We start from the raw sequence: 18,412 nt of genomic DNA, 5'->3' as shown, positions 1-18,412 counted from the left end.
AATGGACATTACAGACGTGAATCGTCGAGGAATACGCGCAATGCCGGATGTCGTGATCGTGCAAGCCAACTATGCCAATCCTGTTCACGCCGAGGCGCTCAGGCAGGTGCTGAATCACTACGCTCAAGACCCGATGGGGGGCGGTGAAGGGCTGGCGCCAGAGGTGCTGGAGCAGTTGCCGTCCGAGCTCGCCAAACGCCCGCATGCGTTCAGCGTCCTGGCCTTTGTCAACGGCGAGGCGGCCGGGCTGATCAACTGTTTCGAGGGGTTTTCGACCTTTGCCGCAAAGCCTTTGATCAATGTACATGACGTGTCGGTGGTGGACACATTTCGCGGGTTGGGACTGAGCCAGCGCATGCTGCTCAAGGTTGAAGAGATTGCCCGTGAGCGCGGTTGCTGCAAAATTACCCTCGAGGTGCTCGAAGGCAATCCGGTGGCCCAGGCGTCTTATCGCAAGTTCGGTTTCAGCGACGGGCAGCTCGACCCGGCCCACGGCCGTATGCTGTTCTGGAACAAATACCTGTAAAGGGTTGTTGTCGGCAGGAGCGGGTTGGTCGCTCCTGCCTTCGGTTACCGGTTTACAAGGTCCATTCCAGGCCTACGCTGACGGTTCGCGGATCGCCCCAGAACACGCCGTTGTAGAACCCGACGTTTTCGTAGTACTTCTGATCCAGCAGGTTCTTGACGTTCAAGGATGCCGAGACGTGCTTGTCGAACTCGTAGCGCGCCATCAGGTCGACCAGGGTGTAGGCCTTCTGGGTAATGTCTTCCTTGAAGGTGATCGGGTTGCCTTTATCATTTTTGGCACCGGTCGGGCGGTTGGCTGCCCGATAGATATCACTTTGCCAGTTGACGGCGGCCCCCACGGTCATGGCATGCCATTCGCCGGGCAGGCGATAAGACGTGGAGATTTTCACCAGGTTCAGCGGCGACGCGGTGTTCATGCGTTGGCCAGCAGCGTTGCGTGAATGGGTATAGGTGTAGCCCGCCATCATGTTCCAGTCACGCAGCACCTCACCGGCCAGCTCGACCTCAAAGCCCTTGACCTTGTTGCCCTTGCCGCCGGAGGTGTAGTACTCCTCGCCGTTCGGTCCACGGGGGACGGAGGCATCGACTTCCGGAACGTTGTCCTGCTTGCTCCAGAACACCGCACTCGACAGGTTCAGGCGCTCTTCAAGGAAGCTGCCCTTGAGGCCCACTTCATAGTTGCTGCCCACTACCGGCTCGAGGTAAGAGCCGCTCACATCCTTGTTGCTGGTGGGCTTGAAGATATCGGTGTAGCTCACATAAGCCGTCAGCTCCTCAGTGAAGTCATACAACAAGCCCGCGTAAGGCGTGAGCATGTCGTTGTGTTCCTGGCTGACTTTTGAGTGCTTGAGGCTTTTGTTGTCTGCTTCGAATTCGGTACTGGCGTTGGTGCTTTTCCAGCTGCCATAGCGCGTACCGAGCACCGCGTGCCAGTCATCGCTCAGATTAAAGCGCGTGGCCAGGTAACCGGACTTCTGCTTGATCACATCGCGGCTGCCCTGGATGCCGGTATTGATGTCCTGGTATTTGGGAATGCCGCCCATGTCGCGCCAGTCCGGGATGGTGCCGTAGTCCTCGGGGTTGAGGTCGACCATCAACGGTGAGGTGTTGTCATTCTTGGCTTCGCCATAACCCACCATCAGTTCGTGATCACGCCCGAATAATGGGTACGTTCCCGAGATGTTGACGTCGACCGCCGTCATTTTCTCGTCACCGATGAAATGGCTGCTGTAGGCCGACATGCCGGTGCCATCGGCATTGGGGAAGCCGCCACCGGCGTAATACACCTTGCCTTCGGCATCGCTGGTGCGATGGGTGTAGGCCGCTTTCAGACGCCAGTCGTCAAACAGTCGCTGGTCAAGGGTGGCAAACGCGGTCTTGTCCTTCATCGGCCACGAACTCCAGGAAGTGGCCATGTTGGTTGAGCGGCCAAACCGGGCTTTTTCACCGGTGCCGGTCCAGTAAGGCGTCGTGCCCCAGGATGAGCCTTGTACCTGTTTGTCCTGATAGTCGTAACCCACCGCCAGGGTGGTGTCGTCGGTCAGGTCAGCTTCGAGAATGCCGTAGGCGACTTCGCGCTTGAGCGCGTAGTGGTCGCGAAATGACTTACTGTCGCGGTAAGCCAGGACAGTACGGCCGCGCAAGCGCCCGTCGAAGGCCAGCGGGCCGCCAACATCGACAAAGCTGTAATAGTCGTCATAGCTGCCGCCGCTGACCCCGGCCTTGGCGGCCAGCTCGCGGGTAGGGCGTTTGCGGATCATGTTGATGGTGCCGGAGGGATCACCCGCGCCGGTGGTCAAGCCGGTGGCCCCGCGCACCACTTCAATGCGGTCGTAGATGATGGTGTCGGCGTCAGACTTCATGAAACTGAAGGTATTGAGCATCCCGTCAATCTGGAAGTTGCTGATGCTATAGCCGCGCGACGAGTAACTGACACGGTCCGAGTCGTTATGTTGCACCACTACGCCCGTCGTATGGCGCATGGCTTCGGTCAGGGTGTTGAGGTTGAAGTCGTCCATCTCCTGGCGAGTGACCACCGAAATGGACTGCGGTGTTTCACGAATGCTCAGGTTGAGCTTGGTGGCGGTGCTGGTCGAACCGGTGGTGTAGGAACCGGTGTTTTCGGTGGTCATTCCCAGGCCGTCAGCGGTGACACGGGTGCTGCCCAGTTCCAGTGAACCGGGGGTTTTATCGACGTCGTCCCGGGCATCGGTGTCCGCCAGCAGATAGGGGCTGGCGGCACTGGTGATGAGGCCGAGGGTTAACGTCATGGAACGGGTGATTGGCGCGAACATCGCTGCCGACTCCTTGTCATTGTTGTGAAGTTGTCTAGTGCTTCAAACGAATGACAAGGGCAGGAGTTAGCGTTGTTGCGAATGATTGTTGTTTCTTGATGTGTCTGAGGTGGAACTAAAAGGCGGCAGGGCGGTATGAGCGCCCTGCAGGGGGAGGGCTTACTGTTTGGCCATATTGCCTGCAGCAGGCGGTTTAGGCTTGATCAGGCTAAAGTCGATCAACGCCTTTTGCGGGCGAGAGTAAGGGTTGCCGATCAATTGCGGACGGGCAACGAACTGGTTGCTGACCAGGCTTTTCTTGTCATCCAGTTCGTCAGCGCTCAACCCGGCCATATCGGCCCAGGTATGGATGAACTGCGAGCTGCTGTAAGGCCGGCTGAGGTCGTTGGCAAAATTCCAGGCATGGCTCTCACGCCACTTGGGAGAGGCCCATACCATGAAGGGAATGGTGTACATCGGCGCTGTCGGTTTGGATTCATTCCGGCCCAGTGTGCCGTGGCCTGCAGAGTCAAAGACATCTTCGCCGTGGTCGGACAGGTACAGCAGGAAGCCGTTGGGATCGGTCTTGGCAAAGTCCTTGATCAGGCTTGACACCACGAAGTCGTTGTACAGCACCGCGTTGTCGTAGCTGTTGTAGGTCGGGACCTGATCATCGCTCAGGCCAACCGGTGCGCCGGTCCGATCGGTGAACTTGTCGAAGGTCGGTGGGTAGCGGTACTGATAGCTCATGTGGGTGCCGAGCAAGTGAATCACGATCAATTTGCGCGGAGCACTGTCGGCCAGGATTTTCGAGAACGGTTCCAGCACGTCTCCGTCATATTGGCGGGCGTTCTGGTTGCGGTTGTTATTCAGGTAGACCTGCTGGTCGGCCTGCTCGGAAAAGGTGGTTAGCATGGTGTTGCGTTTGGTCATGGTCTGCTGGTTGGTCACCCAGAAGGTTTTGTAACCGGCCTGCTTCATCACGCTGACCAGCGAAGGCGTGCTGAGGTAAAGGTCGGGGTTTTCTTCGTCAGCAAACGTCAGTACTTGTTGCAGGGCTTCAATGGTGTACGGACGCGGCGTTACCACATTGTCGAAAATGGCCAGTTGGTCGCGCAGTTTGTCGAGGTTGGGGGTGGTCTGACGCGGGTACCCGTACAGGCTCATGCGTTGACGGTTGGTCGATTCGCCGATGACCAGCACCAGTGTGGTGGGCTTGCCGGCTTCGTTGTCCTTGAGGTTGGTCAGAGGCGGGATTTTGCTGGCGCTGGCTAGCATGCCTTGCATGCTGTCCAGTTGCTGCAGGTAACGGCGGTAAGCCACCACCATCTGCCATGGCACTGCGGGCTCAACCCGGCTCTCGAAGCTCTCCAGGGCAGAGGCGAAAGTATCGTGTTTGAGCGTTTGCTTGATCAGCGGGTAACCGATCACGGCCACCAGTAACCCCATTGCGACGGCCCAGGCCTTTGCGCGAGGCAGGTAGACCGGACGCAGGCGAGTCCAGAGGAAGATCGCGAAGGCGGTGTGAGCGAGGAACGCGAATACCATCCACCAGGCAAAGTACTGAGTCATGTATTCGCCGGCTTCGGAAATGTTCGACTCGAACATGATGAAGATGACGCTTTGCGAGAACTCTTGTTGATAGATAAAGAAGTAGCCGAGGCTGGCCATGGAACAGGCCCACAACACAATGCCGATGACCGCAGCCATTACTCGGGTGCGTGCAGGGAACAGCAGCATGGGGGCCAGCCACACGGCACTCATCACAAAGGCCTGGCGAAAACCTGAAAAGCCGGAGGTGCCGGTGAGTTGTATCAGCAGTTGGGTGATGCCAGAGAAGTACCAGAAGAATAAAAACAGCCAGCCGAATCCGGCCCAGTCGAACCCTTTCGCAGATGTGTTACTGCGTTTAAACATCCCCATACAGCGCTCCAGCTGATAACCACTTGATAGGCGGGTGCCGAAAGCCCGGCACAACACAGGAAGACTGCTTCAAGGGTGAGCAGCCATCATAAAGTGTTCAAGTATCACTAACGGAATGTGAAAACTTTGTCAGACATGACAGCGAAGTCAGGCCCGCTGGGGTGTATGGATTCTTTTGCCAATGCCGTGGACTTTCATGTTTTTTTCAGTTTTTAGGGCTCGCGTCCGTCTGTTCTACGTATAGAAGCGCGAATATGGGTTGCTGCATGTGCGAAACTATATGCCATGTGCCAGGACTAACCCTGAGCCGGGCACCTTGAGCAATGTTGCACTAAGGTGCTGTACACCTATTTATTTGTCGTTGGGAGCAACAGTACATGCAGTTGGGAATTATTGGGTTGGGCCGTATGGGCGGTAATATCGCACGGCGTCTGATGCTCAATGGGCATACAACCGTGGTTTTTGACCGCAATACCGACTTTGTCAGCGCCCTCGAGCAAGAAGGCGCCACCGGCGTAGCCGACTTGCCTGCGCTGGTTGCCAGCCTGGAAAAGCCTCGTGCGGTATGGGTCATGCTGCCGTCCGGCGCACCGACCGAAGACACCATTGAGGCCCTGAGCCAACTGCTCGACGCCGATGACATCATCATCGATGGCGGAAACACGTTTTACAAAGACGACATTCGTCGTTCGCAGTCGCTGGCCGAGAAGGGCCTGCGCTATGTCGACGTTGGCACCTCGGGCGGCGTCTGGGGCCTGGAGCGCGGTTACTGCATGATGATCGGCGGTGATACAGCGGTGGTTAAACACCTGGACCCGCTGTTCGCAACGCTGGCACCGGGCATGGGCGATATCCCTCGCACCAAGGATCGTGTGTCTGACGATGATCGCGCTGAGCGCGGTTATATCCATGCCGGTCCGGCGGGTGCGGGTCACTTCGTCAAGATGGTGCACAACGGCATTGAGTACGGCTTGATGCAAGCCTACGCCGAAGGCTTCAACCTGATGAAAATGAAGACTTCCGAGAACCTGCCGGAAGACCAGCGTTTTGATCTGAACCTGGGCGATATCGCCGAAGTATGGCGTCGCGGCAGCGTAGTGTCGTCCTGGTTGCTGGACTTGACCGCAGACGCTCTGGCTACGGATGCTCCGCTGGACGGTTATTCGGGCGCTGTAGCAGACAGCGGTGAAGGTCGCTGGACCATCGAAGCGGCCATGGAACAATCCACACCGGTACCCGTACTGTCGAGCGCCTTGTTTGCACGCTACAGTTCTCGTCAGCAGAGCCTGTATGGCGACAAATTGTTGTCGGCCATGCGCTTTGGTTTCGGCGGCCATGTGGAGACGCCTAAAAAATGACCGAACTGTCCAGTAAACCCGACGTTAAGCCCGCACCGCCCACCACGCTGTTTCTGTTTGGAGCCCATGGTGATCTGGTCAAGCGCCTGCTGATGCCGGCGTTGTACAACTTGAGTCGAGACGGTTTGCTGGACGACGGCCTGCGCATTGTGGGCGTTGACCACAATGCGATCAGTGATGAAGGTTTTGCCAAAAAGCTGGAGGACTTCATTCGCAATGAAGTCTCCAGCAAAGTGGATCATCCCGATGGCCAAGGCTTGAATGCCGATTTGTGGGCCTCGTTGGCGAAAAACATCAGCTATGTGCAGGGCGACTTTCTGGATGACAGCACCTATGCGGCGCTGGAACAGAAAATCTTCGCCAGCGGCACCGGCAATGCGGTGTTTTACCTGGCCACTGCGCCGCGCTTTTTTAGCGAAGTGGTGCAGCGGCTGGGCGCCAGCGGGCTGCTCAAAGAAACCCCGGATGCATTTCGCCGGGTAGTCATTGAAAAACCTTTTGGCTCGGACGTGCAGACAGCACAAGCGTTGAATGCTTGCCTGCTGACAGCCATGAGCGAAAAGCAGATATATCGGATTGACCATTATCTGGGCAAGGAAACCGTCCAGAACATCCTGGTCAGCCGCTTTTCCAATGGGCTCTTTGAAGCTTTCTGGAACAATCACTACATTGACCATGTGCAGATCACCGCGGCTGAAACCGTCGGAGTCGAAACACGTGGCAGTTTCTACGAAAACACCGGTGCCTTGCGCGACATGCTGCCCAATCACTTGTTCCAGTTGCTGGCGATGGTGGCGATGGAGCCGCCCGCTGCATTTGGCGCGGATGCGGTACGCGGTGAAAAGGCCAAGGTGATTGGCGCTATTCGCCCCTGGTCCAAGGGCGATGCACTGAAAAACTCGGTCCGCGGTCAATACACCCGGGGTGAGTCAGGTGGCAAGCCGGTCGCGGGCTATCACGAAGAGAGCAACGTGGCCCCCGACAGCACCACGGAAACCTTTGTAGCGCTCAAGGTGATGATCGATAACTGGCGTTGGGTCGGTGTGCCGTTTTACTTGCGCACGGGCAAACGCATGAGTGCCCGCGATACCGAAATTGCGATCTGTTTCAAACCTGCACCTTATGCACAGTTCCGCGACACTGAAGTCGAACGCCTGCAGCCCAACTATTTGCGTATCCAGATCCAGCCCAATGAAGGCATGTGGTTCGATCTCCAGGCCAAGCGCCCGGGCCCCGGATTAAAGATGACGAATATCGAGCTGGGGTTTGCTTACAAGGACTTCTTCGAAATGCAGCCTTCCACAGGCTACGAAACGCTGATCTACGACTGCCTGACGGGCGATCAAACCTTGTTCCAGCGCGCCGACAACATCGAGAACGGCTGGCAGGCGGTGCAACCGTTTCTGGATGCATGGCGCGAAAACAAGGATGACGTGCATCCCTACGAAGCCGGCCAAGACGGTCCGCAGGCAGCTAAAGAACTGCTGGCTCGTGATGGTCGGGTCTGGCTGAACATAGGATGAGTGGCGTGAAGGACGACTCGATTCAACTGGTGCTGTCTGACATGGATGGCACCCTGTTATTGCCCGACCACAGTATCAGCCCCCGCAACCTGGCGGCGGTCAAGGCGTTGCAGGCGGCGGGTGTGCATTTCACGCTGGCCAGCGGGCGACCGCCCCGGGCCATGCGCGAGCACGTCGAACAATTGGGCATTGAACTGCCGATCGCCGGCTTCAATGGCGGGATCCTGGTCAACCCCGATGGCAGTTATCTGCAGTCGAATCCTGTGCCCTATGAAGCCGTGTTGCAGACGTTGGCGCTCCTGGCCGGGCATGATGTGGAAGTGTGGCTGTTTGCGGATGATGAGTGGCTGTTGCGCGATCCTCTGGGCGAGATGGTGAGCCAAGAACAGCGGGGCCTGGGCTACGGCCCGCGTGTGGTCACGAGCTTTGAACCCTACTTGCACGGCGTGCATAAAATTGTCGCCGCCAGCCGTAATGCCGCGCTCTTGGTGGACCTCGAGCAGCGTTTGCAGCCGCTGTTGAGCGGGCAAGCATCCGCCAGCCGTTCACAGGCCTGCTATCTGGATATCACGGCGATTCGTGCCAACAAGGGCGATGCGCTTGTCACGCTGGCAGAGCTGTTGAATGTGCCCCTGGCGCGCACGCTGGCCATCGGAGATGGCGGCAACGACCCGGCCATGTTCAAGTGTGCCGGGCTTTCGATCGCCATGGGGCATGCCGAGCCGCAGGTGCGCGAGCAAGCGATGCATGTGACCGGCAGCAACGTCGAAGACGGTGTCGCTCAGGTCATCGAGCGTTTGATCCTGGAGGGTTGAGCCGCGTCCGGCAGGTCATTCTGTCCGGATTATGGCGTAATCACGGCCTGCCTGGCGCTGGCAGCCCTTGTTATAGTCCGGCGCTTATTGACCGGCGACAGCGCCCCCAAAAGGATTCAGGTTATGTCCGACTACCAGGCTTTTAAGGTTGAGCTAGAAGGCAATATCGCCCACGTGCAGATCAATCGACCTGAAAAGGTCAATGCAATGAATGCGGCGTTCTGGAGCGAGATTGTCGAGATCTTTCAGTGGATCGATGAAACCGATGCTGTGCGGGTGGTGGTGCTCAGCGGCGCCGGCAAGCACTTCTCGGCCGGTATCGACCTGATGCTGCTGGCCTCGGTGGCCAACGAGATGGGTAAGGACGTAGGGCGTAACGCCCGGTTGCTGCGCCGCAAGATTGTGCACATGCAGGCGTCATTCAATGCCGTCGATCAGTGCCGGAAACCCGTTCTGGCTGCCATTCAAGGCTATTGCCTGGGCGGTGCGATTGACTTGATTGCAGCCTGCGACATGCGCTATGCGGCCGAAGATGCGCAGTTTTCAATCAAGGAAATTGACATGGGCATGGCTGCCGATGTGGGGACGCTGCAGCGTTTGCCGCGCATCATCGGTGATGGCATGCTGCGGGAGCTGGCTTATACCGGACGCATGGTCGCAGCCGATGAGGCACGTGCCATCGGACTGGTGAACCGGGTCTACAGCACAGGCGAAACCCTGCTTGAAGGCGTCATGGAGATTGCGCGGGTGATTGCCGGCAAGTCACCGATTGCCGTCGCAGGCACCAAACAGATGATCAGCTACATGCGCGATCATCGCGTCGACGACGGGCTGGAGTATGTAGCAACGTGGAACGCCGCCATGCTTCAGTCCGACGATCTGCGGTTGGCCATGACCGCGCATATGACCAAACAAAAAGCTGAATTTCTGGATTGACGTTTTCCCGGCGTCTGCTTTCAACCCTGATCAAGGATCGTTTCAATGACACCGCGTTGGACCACGGCAGTACTGGACACAGAACTCCTCGGCGGCTGGGCGGTGGCGCGCGGCCCTGAGGGTTTTCTGATTGACGGCAATGGCCCGCTGTTCCCCAGGGAATGGCTCAAGCGCCAGGAGCTGCCCGTGTTGGCAGAGCATGGCATTGGGCACCTGGACGGCGAGCCGGTGTACCTGCTGGAACTGGAGCACGCGACGCAGGTTGAAGGCTGTCAGTGGCAGGGGTTGCGGGCCTTTATGCTTGAAGGCGATCACACCCTGTACCGGGTGCTGGCATATGCTGCACAAATTGGCACGTGGGCGCGGGAGCACCGTTATTGTGGCAGCTGCGCCCGGTTGATGGTCCAGGTGCCAACGGAGCGTGCAATGCATTGCGCGGTGTGCGAGATGCGCAGCTATCCGCGGATCTCGCCGAGCATGATTGTATTGATCACCCGCGGCGATGAAGTGCTGCTGGCCCGTTCGCCACGTTTTGTACCGGGGGTGTACAGCACGCTGGCGGGATTTGCCGAGCCTGGGGAATCAGCCGAGGAGTGCCTGATTCGCGAGGTGCGTGAAGAAGTGCAACTGGAGGTCAGGAACATTCAGTACATGGGCAGTCAGTGCTGGCCGTTTCCGCACTCCATGATGCTGGGTTTTCATGCTGAATATGCCGGGGGCGATATTGTGCCCCAGGCCGACGAGATCGAAGATGCTCAGTGGTTCAATGTGCATCGGTTGCCGCCGTTGCCGGCATCGCGCTCGATTGCGCGTTATCTCATCGACCTGTATGTGGCGCGTCGGCTAGGCCATGCCGAACCAGTGCTGCCAGGCTAGGCGCACTGTCAGCCCCAATACTACGGTAATGAACACCGGGCGAATGAACTTCGCCCCGCCGCTGATTGCGCTGCGAGCGCCAAAGAAAGCACCGACCATCACGGCAAAACCCATGGTCAGGCCGATGACCCAGTCGACGTGTCCCGAGAAAATGAACACCGACAGCGCTGCGATGTTGCTGACGAAGTTCATGCTGCGGGCGACGCCGCTGGCCTTCACCAGGTCGATCGGGTACATCAGCATGCTGCTGACGGTCCAGAATGCGCCCGTCCCCGGCCCGGCTACACCATCATAAAATCCCAGGCTAAACCCTTGCGGCAGCTGCCATTTCTTCTTGATGGGCGCATCGTTGTCGATGGGGGTTTTCGGTGTACCGCCAAACAACAGGTACACGCCGCAGGCAAAGACAATCACCGGCAACATTTTGTTGAGCCATTCGGCGGGCATGTAGTGGGCAACGATGGCGCCGATCAGCGCACCTGCGAGGGTGCCGAAAATAGCCAGCTTCCACTCCCGGGGATGGAACAGCTTGCGCCGGTAGAAGGTGATACTGGCAGTGGCCGCACCAAAGGTTGAGCTGAGTTTGTTGGTGCCCAGCACCAGGTGCGGTGGCAAGCCTGCAGTCAGCAGCGCAGGTGTGGTCAGCAAACCTCCGCCGCCGGCAATGGCATCGATAAAACCGGCAACGAAAGCAACGGCAGCCAGAATGGCAAGGGTGGTCAAATCAACGCTGAGTTCAAAAGGCATGGGCTCGACTTAATTCGGCGGGACGTACAGCGCTGAGCGCGGGTAGAGCGACATCTTACCGATAACCCCGTAGAGCGGCGACAAGCCTTTTACGGGTTTCACGTGTTGCTCAACCAACAGTGCACCAGCAAACAGTTGTAAAACATGGCAGCCCGGTTCAGACAGGCGCCGGTTTACAGGCTGTTGCGCCCGGCTGGCACGGATGCTGCTCTGTTGACAGGACACCTTCTTGATGTCGAGAGCATGCCAATGAGTCAGCAAGCCATAAAATTCGCCTACTGGGTGCCCAATGTCAGCGGCGGCCTGGTCGTGAGCAAAATTGAGCAACGCACCAGCTGGAGCATCGATTACAACCGAAAGCTGGCGCAGTTGGCAGAAGCCGCCGGTTTTGACTATGCATTGACCCAGATCCGCTTTACTGCAGGCTATGGTGCCGAGTTCCAGCATGAATCCGTAGCGTTCAGCCACGCCTTGCTGGCGGCCACTACGCACTTGAAGGTGATCGCGGCGATCCTTCCCGGGCCGTGGAAACCGGCCTTGGCCGCCAAGCAGTTGGCAACCATCGATCAACTGACGCAGGGGCGGATCGCGGTCAATATTGTCAGTGGCTGGTTCAAAGGAGAGTTCCAGGCCATCGGCGAGCATTGGCTGGAACACGATGAACGCTATCGTCGCTCCGAAGAGTTCATTCGAGTACTCAAGGGGATCTGGACCCAGGACAACTTCACGTTCAAGGGCGACTTCTATCGAATCAACAACTACACCCTTAAACCCAAACCACTGGCCGTTCCGCACCCTGAAATATTTCAGGGAGGCAGCTCGCGGGCGGCGCGTGACATGGCCGCGCAGGTATCGGACTGGTATTTCACCAATGGCAATACACCCGAAGGCATCAAGACTCAGGTCGACGACATTCGGGCCAAGGCGGCTGCCCATCAGCATTCAGTGAAAATCGGGGTTAACGCTTTTGTCATTGCCCGTGACACCGAGGAAGAAGCGCGTGGGGTCTTGCAGGCGATCATCGACAGTGCCGACGTCGAGGCGGTCCATGCCTTTGGAGATGCGGCGAAGCAAGCAGGCAAGTCTTCGCTTGAAGGGGAGGGCAACTGGGCCAAGTCAACGTTCGAGGACCTGGTTCAGTACAACGATGGATTCAAAACCAACTTGATCGGCACCCCGCAGCAGATTGCCGAACGAATCGTGGCACTCAACGCCTTGGGCGTGGATCTGGTGCTGGCAGGTTTTTTACATTTTCAGGAAGAGGTCGAATATTTCGGGCGTCGGGTTTTACCGTTGGTTCGTGAGCTGGAAGCGCGTCGGCTCAAAGAATCTGCAGCAGCTTGAAGCCGAATTCAGCAGCAGCTGTCGTAATAAGCTGCTGCTGGCGCCTTCAGACCGATTGTTGCACAGGGGAGGAGCCGGAACTGGCTATAGGCTGACGTGTGTTAACTGACAGGGCGCCGAGTTTGACCAGGCGCGCACGCGTAACATTGCGGCTTAACCCCAGCAGCTTGGCTGTGTGCACCTGGTTGTGATGGCAAAATATGTACGCCGCCCGTAACAGGGCGTCTTCAACGGATTCATGCAGCGCACCTGGCGCTTCTTCGAACAGCCGCTGGAATGCACGTTGCAACAACGCTTGAGCCGTGTCCGGGACTTGAGGCTGAGCGGGATGATCCTGGCGTCTGGAGCGAGATTGCGAAAGACGCAGGTCTTGAACGGTGATGGTCTGATTTCGGCACAGTAGCAGGCTGTGGTGGATGACGTTTTCCAGCTCGCGGATATTGCCTTGCCAGGAATGATGCCTGAGGACTTCTTCAGCGCCCCCGCTCAGCAGGGTGGGGCCATGGGACAGCCGTTGGCGATAGGTTTGCAGGAAGTGCCGGGCCAGCGGCAAGATGTCTCCCGGGCGTTCCCGTAACGGTAGCAGTTTCAGGCGGATGACATTCAACCGGTAATACAGATCCTCTCGAAAATGCCCGGCATCGATGGCCTGCTCCAGATTCACGTTGGTGGCTGCCAGCACACGCACATTGATCGGTGTGCTTTTGCGTGAGCCCAGCCTGACCACTTCCTGTTCTTGCAGGACACGTAGCAGTTTTACCTGGATCGGCAGCGGCAAGTCACCGATCTCGTCGAGAAACAGGGTGCCGCCATCCGCCTCTTCAAACCAGCCCGCCTTGGCGCCAAGTGCGCCCGTGAAGGCGCCTTTCTCATGCCCGAACAATTCGGCTTCGACCAGGGTTTCGGCAAACGCTCCGCAATTGACGGCCACGAACGGCTGCTGATGGCGGTGGCTGAGTTGGTGAATGTGCCGGGCGACCAACTCTTTGCCGGTGCCGGTTTCGCCGATGATCAATACGCTGGCGTCGCTGGGGGCTATTTGTTGCATGTGTGCGAGAAGTGCCCTGGACGCGGGGTCTTCGAACACTTGGGCGGTGGCCCTTATGGACGTGGCGAGTGCCGGGGCGGGGGGTAAGGTTAAAAGCTGCATCCATGGCTCCTTGGTCGCGGGGCTCTGCCCACAAAAGGAAAGCCGATGGGTGTTTTATAAGGAAATTTGTTTATTCCGTAAACTAACCTAATTCCATATTTATATATCCTTATTGCATATGGGACTTGCGCAAATGGCCTCTTTGGGCGCTTTATAAGGCGATGATATTCAAGAGTCCAAGCTGACATGGATTTGGGAATGGACCTACGGTCTTTCTTATAGACACGCCTTTTTCGTCCCGCTCAATCGGGTTCTAATGGCCGCTTTCAAACGTGGCTTCACTTTCCTGATATCAAGCACAGCCTGATTCCGGAACGCGCTAAGTGGGTTTTCACCATGAACAAACGACCGCTTTATTTCGATTACGCTGCTACCACGCCTGTGGATGCCCGTGTCATTCAGGTGATGGTCGATTGCCTGGGGTTTGAAGGTAATTTTGGCAATCCGGCTTCCGGCTCCCATGTGTTCGGTCAGGAGGCCCGCGATGCGGTCGAACGCGCCCGTGAGCAGGTTGCAGCGCTGATCAATGCCGGCCCGGAGCAGATCATCTGGACGTCGGGTGCCACCGAGTCGAACAATCTGGCCTTAAAAGGCGTTGCCCAGGCCAGCGGCCACTCGCGCGGTCATATCATCACCAGCCAGATCGAACACAAGGCGGTGCTGGATACCGCCCGTTTTCTGGAGCAAGCGGGTTTTGAGGTCACATATCTGGCCCCCGATGCCAAGGGCCTTGTCAGTGCCGATGCCGTCAGTGCGGCACTGCGCGAAGACACCCTGCTGGTGTCGTTGATGCTGGTCAACAATGAGCTGGGAACAGTGAATGATATTCCGGCCATTGGCCGGCGGGTTCGTGACCATGGTGCGCTGTTTCATGTCGATGCTGCGCAAGGGGCGGGCAAAATCGCCATCGACCTGAGTGAGTGGGCAGTGGATCTGATGTCGTTTTCGGCGCACAAGGTTTATGGCCCTAAAGGGGTGGGTGCCTTGTATGTCGGGCCTCGTGCTCAGCATCGTTTGCAGGCACAAATGCATGGGGGCGGGCATGAGTCAGGCTTGCGTTCCGGGACGCTGGCAACCCACCAGATCGCAGGTATGGGCGCTGCTTTTGCCGTCGCCAGTGAATCATTTGCCCAGGAACTGAGCCACATCAAAGGTCTGCGCCAGCGTTTGCTTGAGTCGCTGATCGATGTGCCGGGTTTGCACTGCAACGGATGTCCAGATCAACGAATTCCACATACCTTGAGCCTGACGTTCGACAAAGGGCCTTTCAACAGCGCTGCGCTCAGTGCCGAACTGGCTTATTCGGCGACTTCCGCCTGCAATTCTGCGAGCAAGGCCCCGTCGCATGTTCTGCTCGCACTGGGGCACGATGCTGAACAGGCGAGCCGAACCATTCGCCTGAGTCTCGGGCGCTTCACCCGCGAGCAGGACGTGGACGAAGCGGTAAAGGCAATCAAGGCAGCGATCACGGCGCCGACACCTTTCTGGGCGGTTGCCGAGTCCTAGCGTCTGCTCCATCATTCATGACGAACAATAATCAGCAGTGGCTGTCAGCAGGAGACAGGATGAGTACTCAGTTGTTGAACACGGAAGCGGTGGTGTCGCGTTTGGCGCGTACCCGTGCATTGATGAACCAGCACGGTATACATGCACTGCTGGTGCCCTCGGCCGACCCCCATCTTTCGGAGTATTTGCCTGCGTACTGGCAGGGCCGCCAGTGGCTGTCAGGGTTCCAGGGTTCGGTCGGGACGCTGATCGTGACCCCGACCTTTGCCGGGCTATGGGCCGACAGCCGTTACTGGGAGCAAGCCACAAAAGAGCTTGGCGGCAGCACAATCGAACTGGTCAAGTTGCTGCCCGGTCAGCCCGGCCCTCTGGAGTGGCTGGCCGAACAGACGCCTGAGGGCGCGACCGTCTCGGTTGACGGTGCGGTACTTGCGCTGGCGTCGGCGCGAACACTGGAAAGCAAGCTCAAGGCGCGTGGTGCTTTTTTGCGGACCGATCTGGATCTGCTGGGCCAGGTTTGGGAGGATCGCCCCGGGCTTCCTGTTCGCCCGCTTTTTGAGCATCTGCCACCACAGGCCACGGTAAGCCGGGTCGAAAAGCTGGCCAGGCTGCGGGAAACGCTCAAGCAACGTGATGCTGACGCACATTTCATCGCCACCCTCGATGATATCGCCTGGTTATTTAACCTGCGGGGCTCGGACGTCTCCTTTAACCCGGTGTTTGTTTCGTTTGCGTTGGTTGAGTCGGGGCGGGCTACCTTGTTCGTGGACCCGGGCAAAGTGAATGCGCAACTGCAGCAGACACTTGAGCGGGATGGCGTGGAGCTGCGTGACTACAACGAGATCAATGCGGCGCTGGCGGCATTGCCTTCATCGACCCGGTTGCTGGTGGACCCGGCGCGTGTGACCTGCGGGCTGCTCGGTCACCTGCAAGATGAGGTCAAGCTGGTTGAGGGGGTGAACCCGACCACTCTGGCCAAGTCGCAAAAGAGCCTCGATGACGCGTTTCATATTCGTCAGGCCATGGAGCAAGATGGCGCCGCACTGTGCGAATTCTTCGCATGGCTTGAAACTGCCCTGGGGCGCGAGCGCATCACGGAACTGACAATTGATGAGCGCTTGACTGCAGAACGAGCCCGACGTCCCGGGTTTGTATCGCTGAGCTTCAATACCATTGCGGCCTTTAATGCCAACGGCGCGATGCCGCACTATCACGCGACCGAGCAGGAACATGCCGTGATTGAGGGCGACGGTTTGCTGCTGATCGACTCCGGTGGGCAGTATCTGGGGGGAACCACCGATATCACCCGAATGGTGCCTGTCGGTACGCCCTGCAATGAGCAAAAGCGCGATTGTACCCGTGTGCTCAAAGGCGTGATTGCCTTGTCCAGGGCGCAATTCCCCAAAGGCATCCTGTCGCCCTTGCTGGACTCCATCGCGAGGGCGCCAATCTGGGCAGAGAGTGTCGACTACGGACACGGCACCGGGCATGGGGTCGGGTATTTCCTGAACGTCCATGAGGGGCCTCAGGTCATCGCCTACCAGGCAGCTCCTGCAGCGCATACGGCCATGCAGCCGGGGATGATCACCTCCATCGAACCAGGCACATATCGTCCTGGCCGTTGGGGCGTGAGAATCGAGAACCTGGTATTGAATCGTGAGGCGGGCACCTCTGAGTTCGGGGCGTTCTTGAACTTTGAAACCTTGACCCTGTGCCCGATCGATACGCGCTGCCTGGAGCCGTCGCTGCTGACGGGTGAAGAGCTGGAGTGGTTTGATGCTTATCACGCACAGGTTCGTGCCCGCTTGAGCCCGTTGCTTGAAGGGGCTGCGCTGGAGTGGTTGCTGGCCAGAACCGTACCGCTTTCGATCACCGCTTGATACCGCACCCTTGTTGCGCAGTTGTCTCGATCGACTGCGCGACAGGGATGGGTGCTTACTTGCAGATGACAATCATGCTGCGGCTGGTGTAACCGGCAGGGTTCAACCCGAAAGGATAGTCACCCGGCTCTTCGGCCGAGTCACCCGATTTGGCGATCACCCGGTAACCCTTCTTCCCGCAGGCCTTGACAGCTTTGGCGTCGCACTTGCTCCAGGATGAGGACAGTCCAGAGCAGTTGATATGCAAGCCTCTTTTGCCGTGCCTGACAGAGGTTTCCGAGGTTGCAGCACAGCCGGTTAAAGCTAGCACGGCCAAAGCTACCAAAAATCGTTTCATTCCTGTCCTTAAGCGTTTGCGTCGGATTTGCGGGATGCGCGTATCTGTCAGCCATCTTTCTGATGGATCTTGTCGATAGCCTTATCTGAAACCACCCCAGGCGATCTTACGAGGGATAAACATCGCTTAAATAAGAGTCAATTACCAGAACTGTGTCAAACAGGTGAGTTTTTGTCCGCAATAATGGGTTTTGAATGGTTGCGCATCGTTAACGTCGCACCGACCGAGGCCAGTATGATGCAAGAGATGGCCATCCATTGAGCGAAAGACAGAACCTCGTGCAGGAACAACAAGCCTGAGAGGGCGCCAAAGGCCGGCTCGATGCTCATCAGCGTGCCGAATGTGCGGGTGGGCATGCGTGTCAGAGCGACCATCTCGAGTGTGTAGGGCAGGGCGGTCGACAATAGGGCTACAGCAATGGCGATGGGGATCAAGCCTGGAGTCAATAACGCTGACCCGGCGTGAACTATTCCGATGGGCGCCACAAACAGGGCGGCAATCATCACGCCCAGGGCTGCTGTTTGAACACCGTTGTCAGCTCCGGCCTTTTGCCCAAAAAGGATATATAGCGCCCAGCAGACACCCGCGCCCAATGCATAGCTGGCACCTGTCAGGTCAATCCCTTGTGTGCTATCACCTGTGGGTATGAGCAATAGCAGTCCGGTGATAGCCAGACCGATCCAGATAAAGTCGATCAGTCTGCGGGAGGCGTAAATGGCAACGGCCAGAGGCCCTGTGAACTCCAGTGCCACAGCAATGCCCAGTGGCACACTGCGCAATGACATATAGAAGAGGAAGTTCATCCCTCCCAGGGCTGCGCCGTAAACAATGACGGTCTTCAGGGATTTTGCGGTGAACTTTGCTCTCCAGGGCCGCAGTATCAGCAGCATGATGATGCTGGCAAATATCAGGCGCAGGGTGGTTGTGCCCTGGGCGCCCACAATCGGGAACATGCTTTTGGCCAGAGATGCGCCGGATTGTATCGAGGCCATGGCGATCAGCAGTAAGCCGACAGGTAATAGCGTCGACGAGAGGCTATGGGAGAGCTTAGTCATTTACGTAGAGAGCCTGGGGGTCTGGAGGGCTAGAGGTCGAGTTGAGCATCATGCTTAACTAATGCGCGATGTGCAATATAGTGCGCAACCTTCGGTTGCTTCTATCTATATAGCAGCTACGTACAATAGTTTTGATTAATGCTTGACTCCAAAATTCTACG

15 protein-coding genes are annotated in these 18,412 nt (G+C 57.7%); 9 read left to right on the top strand and 6 right to left on the bottom strand.

Annotated features, from left to right (window positions below):
- Positions 1-40: 40 nt before the first annotated feature.
- Positions 41-526: a GNAT family N-acetyltransferase gene (locus AWM69_RS03205; RefSeq protein ID WP_131652886.1), complete on the top strand. Its 486-nt coding sequence runs from the start codon at positions 41-43 to the stop codon at positions 524-526.
- A gap of 52 nt (positions 527-578) precedes the next feature.
- Here the strand turns inward: AWM69_RS03205 and AWM69_RS03200 are convergent, their stop codons facing one another.
- Positions 579-2,822 carry a TonB-dependent siderophore receptor gene (locus tag AWM69_RS03200; protein WP_218725755.1) on the bottom strand — a complete coding sequence of 748 codons (2,244 nt, stop codon included), beginning with the start codon at positions 2,820-2,822 and terminating at the stop codon, positions 579-581.
- Between the two features lie 159 nt (positions 2,823-2,981).
- Positions 2,982-4,724, bottom strand: coding sequence for a phosphoethanolamine transferase CptA (locus AWM69_RS03195; protein WP_131652888.1), 1,743 nt, complete (start codon positions 4,722-4,724; stop codon positions 2,982-2,984).
- A 377-nt stretch (positions 4,725-5,101) separates the two neighbouring features.
- Here AWM69_RS03195 and gnd point away from each other — a divergent pair, with 377 nt between their 5' ends.
- The 5 genes from gnd (at position 5,102) to nudC (ending at position 10,232) form a co-directional block, all read left to right on the top strand.
- A complete protein-coding gene (gene gnd, locus AWM69_RS03190; protein ID WP_048379501.1) occupies positions 5,102-6,082 on the top strand; it encodes a phosphogluconate dehydrogenase (NAD(+)-dependent, decarboxylating) in 981 nt (326 codons plus the stop codon).
- Positions 6,079-7,605: a glucose-6-phosphate dehydrogenase gene (gene zwf, locus AWM69_RS03185; RefSeq protein ID WP_218725754.1), complete on the top strand. Its 1,527-nt coding sequence runs from the start codon at positions 6,079-6,081 to the stop codon at positions 7,603-7,605. Before gnd ends, zwf begins: the two co-directional genes overlap by 4 nt.
- Entirely contained in the window at positions 7,602-8,420 is an 819-nt protein-coding gene (locus AWM69_RS03180) for a Cof-type HAD-IIB family hydrolase (RefSeq protein ID WP_218725753.1), read from the top strand. Before zwf ends, AWM69_RS03180 begins: the two co-directional genes overlap by 4 nt.
- A 123-nt stretch (positions 8,421-8,543) precedes the next feature.
- On the top strand, positions 8,544-9,356 hold the full coding sequence (locus AWM69_RS03175) for a crotonase/enoyl-CoA hydratase family protein (RefSeq protein ID WP_218725752.1): 813 nt from the start codon (positions 8,544-8,546) through the stop codon (positions 9,354-9,356).
- A gap of 45 nt (positions 9,357-9,401) precedes the next feature.
- The gene (nudC, locus tag AWM69_RS03170; protein WP_218725751.1) at positions 9,402-10,232 is read left to right on the top strand and encodes an NAD(+) diphosphatase; all 831 of its coding nucleotides are present in this window, start codon (positions 9,402-9,404) and stop codon (positions 10,230-10,232) included.
- On the opposite strand, the gene AWM69_RS03165 is transcribed toward nudC, so the two are convergent.
- Positions 10,200-10,979, bottom strand: coding sequence for a TSUP family transporter (locus tag AWM69_RS03165; RefSeq protein WP_131652894.1), 780 nt, complete (start codon positions 10,977-10,979; stop codon positions 10,200-10,202). The genes nudC and AWM69_RS03165 overlap by 33 nt on opposite strands.
- Positions 10,980-11,222: 243 nt before the next feature.
- On the opposite strand from AWM69_RS03165, the gene sfnG reads away from it, so the two are divergent.
- Positions 11,223-12,323 (top strand): dimethylsulfone monooxygenase SfnG, encoded by a 1,101-nt coding sequence (gene sfnG / locus AWM69_RS03160; protein ID WP_218726003.1) that lies wholly within the window; start codon positions 11,223-11,225, stop codon positions 12,321-12,323.
- A gap of 46 nt (positions 12,324-12,369) precedes the next feature.
- Here sfnG and AWM69_RS03155 read toward each other — a convergent pair whose 3' ends face one another.
- Positions 12,370-13,473 (bottom strand): sigma-54-dependent Fis family transcriptional regulator, encoded by a 1,104-nt coding sequence (locus AWM69_RS03155; RefSeq protein WP_218725750.1) that lies wholly within the window; start codon positions 13,471-13,473, stop codon positions 12,370-12,372.
- A gap of 336 nt (positions 13,474-13,809) precedes the next feature.
- Here AWM69_RS03155 and AWM69_RS03150 point away from each other — a divergent pair, with 336 nt between their 5' ends.
- Both AWM69_RS03150 and AWM69_RS03145 read left to right on the top strand, forming a co-directional pair.
- On the top strand, positions 13,810-14,979 hold the full coding sequence (locus AWM69_RS03150) for a cysteine desulfurase family protein (RefSeq protein WP_218725749.1): 1,170 nt from the start codon (positions 13,810-13,812) through the stop codon (positions 14,977-14,979).
- 59 nt (positions 14,980-15,038) lie between these two features.
- A complete protein-coding gene (locus AWM69_RS03145) occupies positions 15,039-16,859 on the top strand; it encodes an aminopeptidase P family protein (protein WP_218725748.1) in 1,821 nt (606 codons plus the stop codon).
- A 55-nt stretch (positions 16,860-16,914) separates the two neighbouring features.
- On the opposite strand, the gene AWM69_RS03140 is transcribed toward AWM69_RS03145, so the two are convergent.
- A complete protein-coding gene (locus AWM69_RS03140; protein ID WP_218725747.1) occupies positions 16,915-17,196 on the bottom strand; it encodes a hypothetical protein in 282 nt (93 codons plus the stop codon).
- Between the two features lie 155 nt (positions 17,197-17,351).
- Positions 17,352-18,251 (bottom strand): threonine/homoserine exporter RhtA, encoded by a 900-nt coding sequence (rhtA, locus tag AWM69_RS03135; RefSeq protein ID WP_131652900.1) that lies wholly within the window; start codon positions 18,249-18,251, stop codon positions 17,352-17,354.
- Between the last annotated feature and the right edge of the window lie 161 nt (positions 18,252-18,412).

The sequence above is a fragment of the Pseudomonas sp. D1HM genome (assembly GCF_019266105.1).
Classification (GTDB): domain Bacteria; phylum Pseudomonadota; class Gammaproteobacteria; order Pseudomonadales; family Pseudomonadaceae; genus Aquipseudomonas; species Aquipseudomonas taetrolens.
The sequence above is the reverse complement of the archived record's forward strand: the minus strand, read 5'-3'. Positions and strand labels throughout refer to the sequence as shown.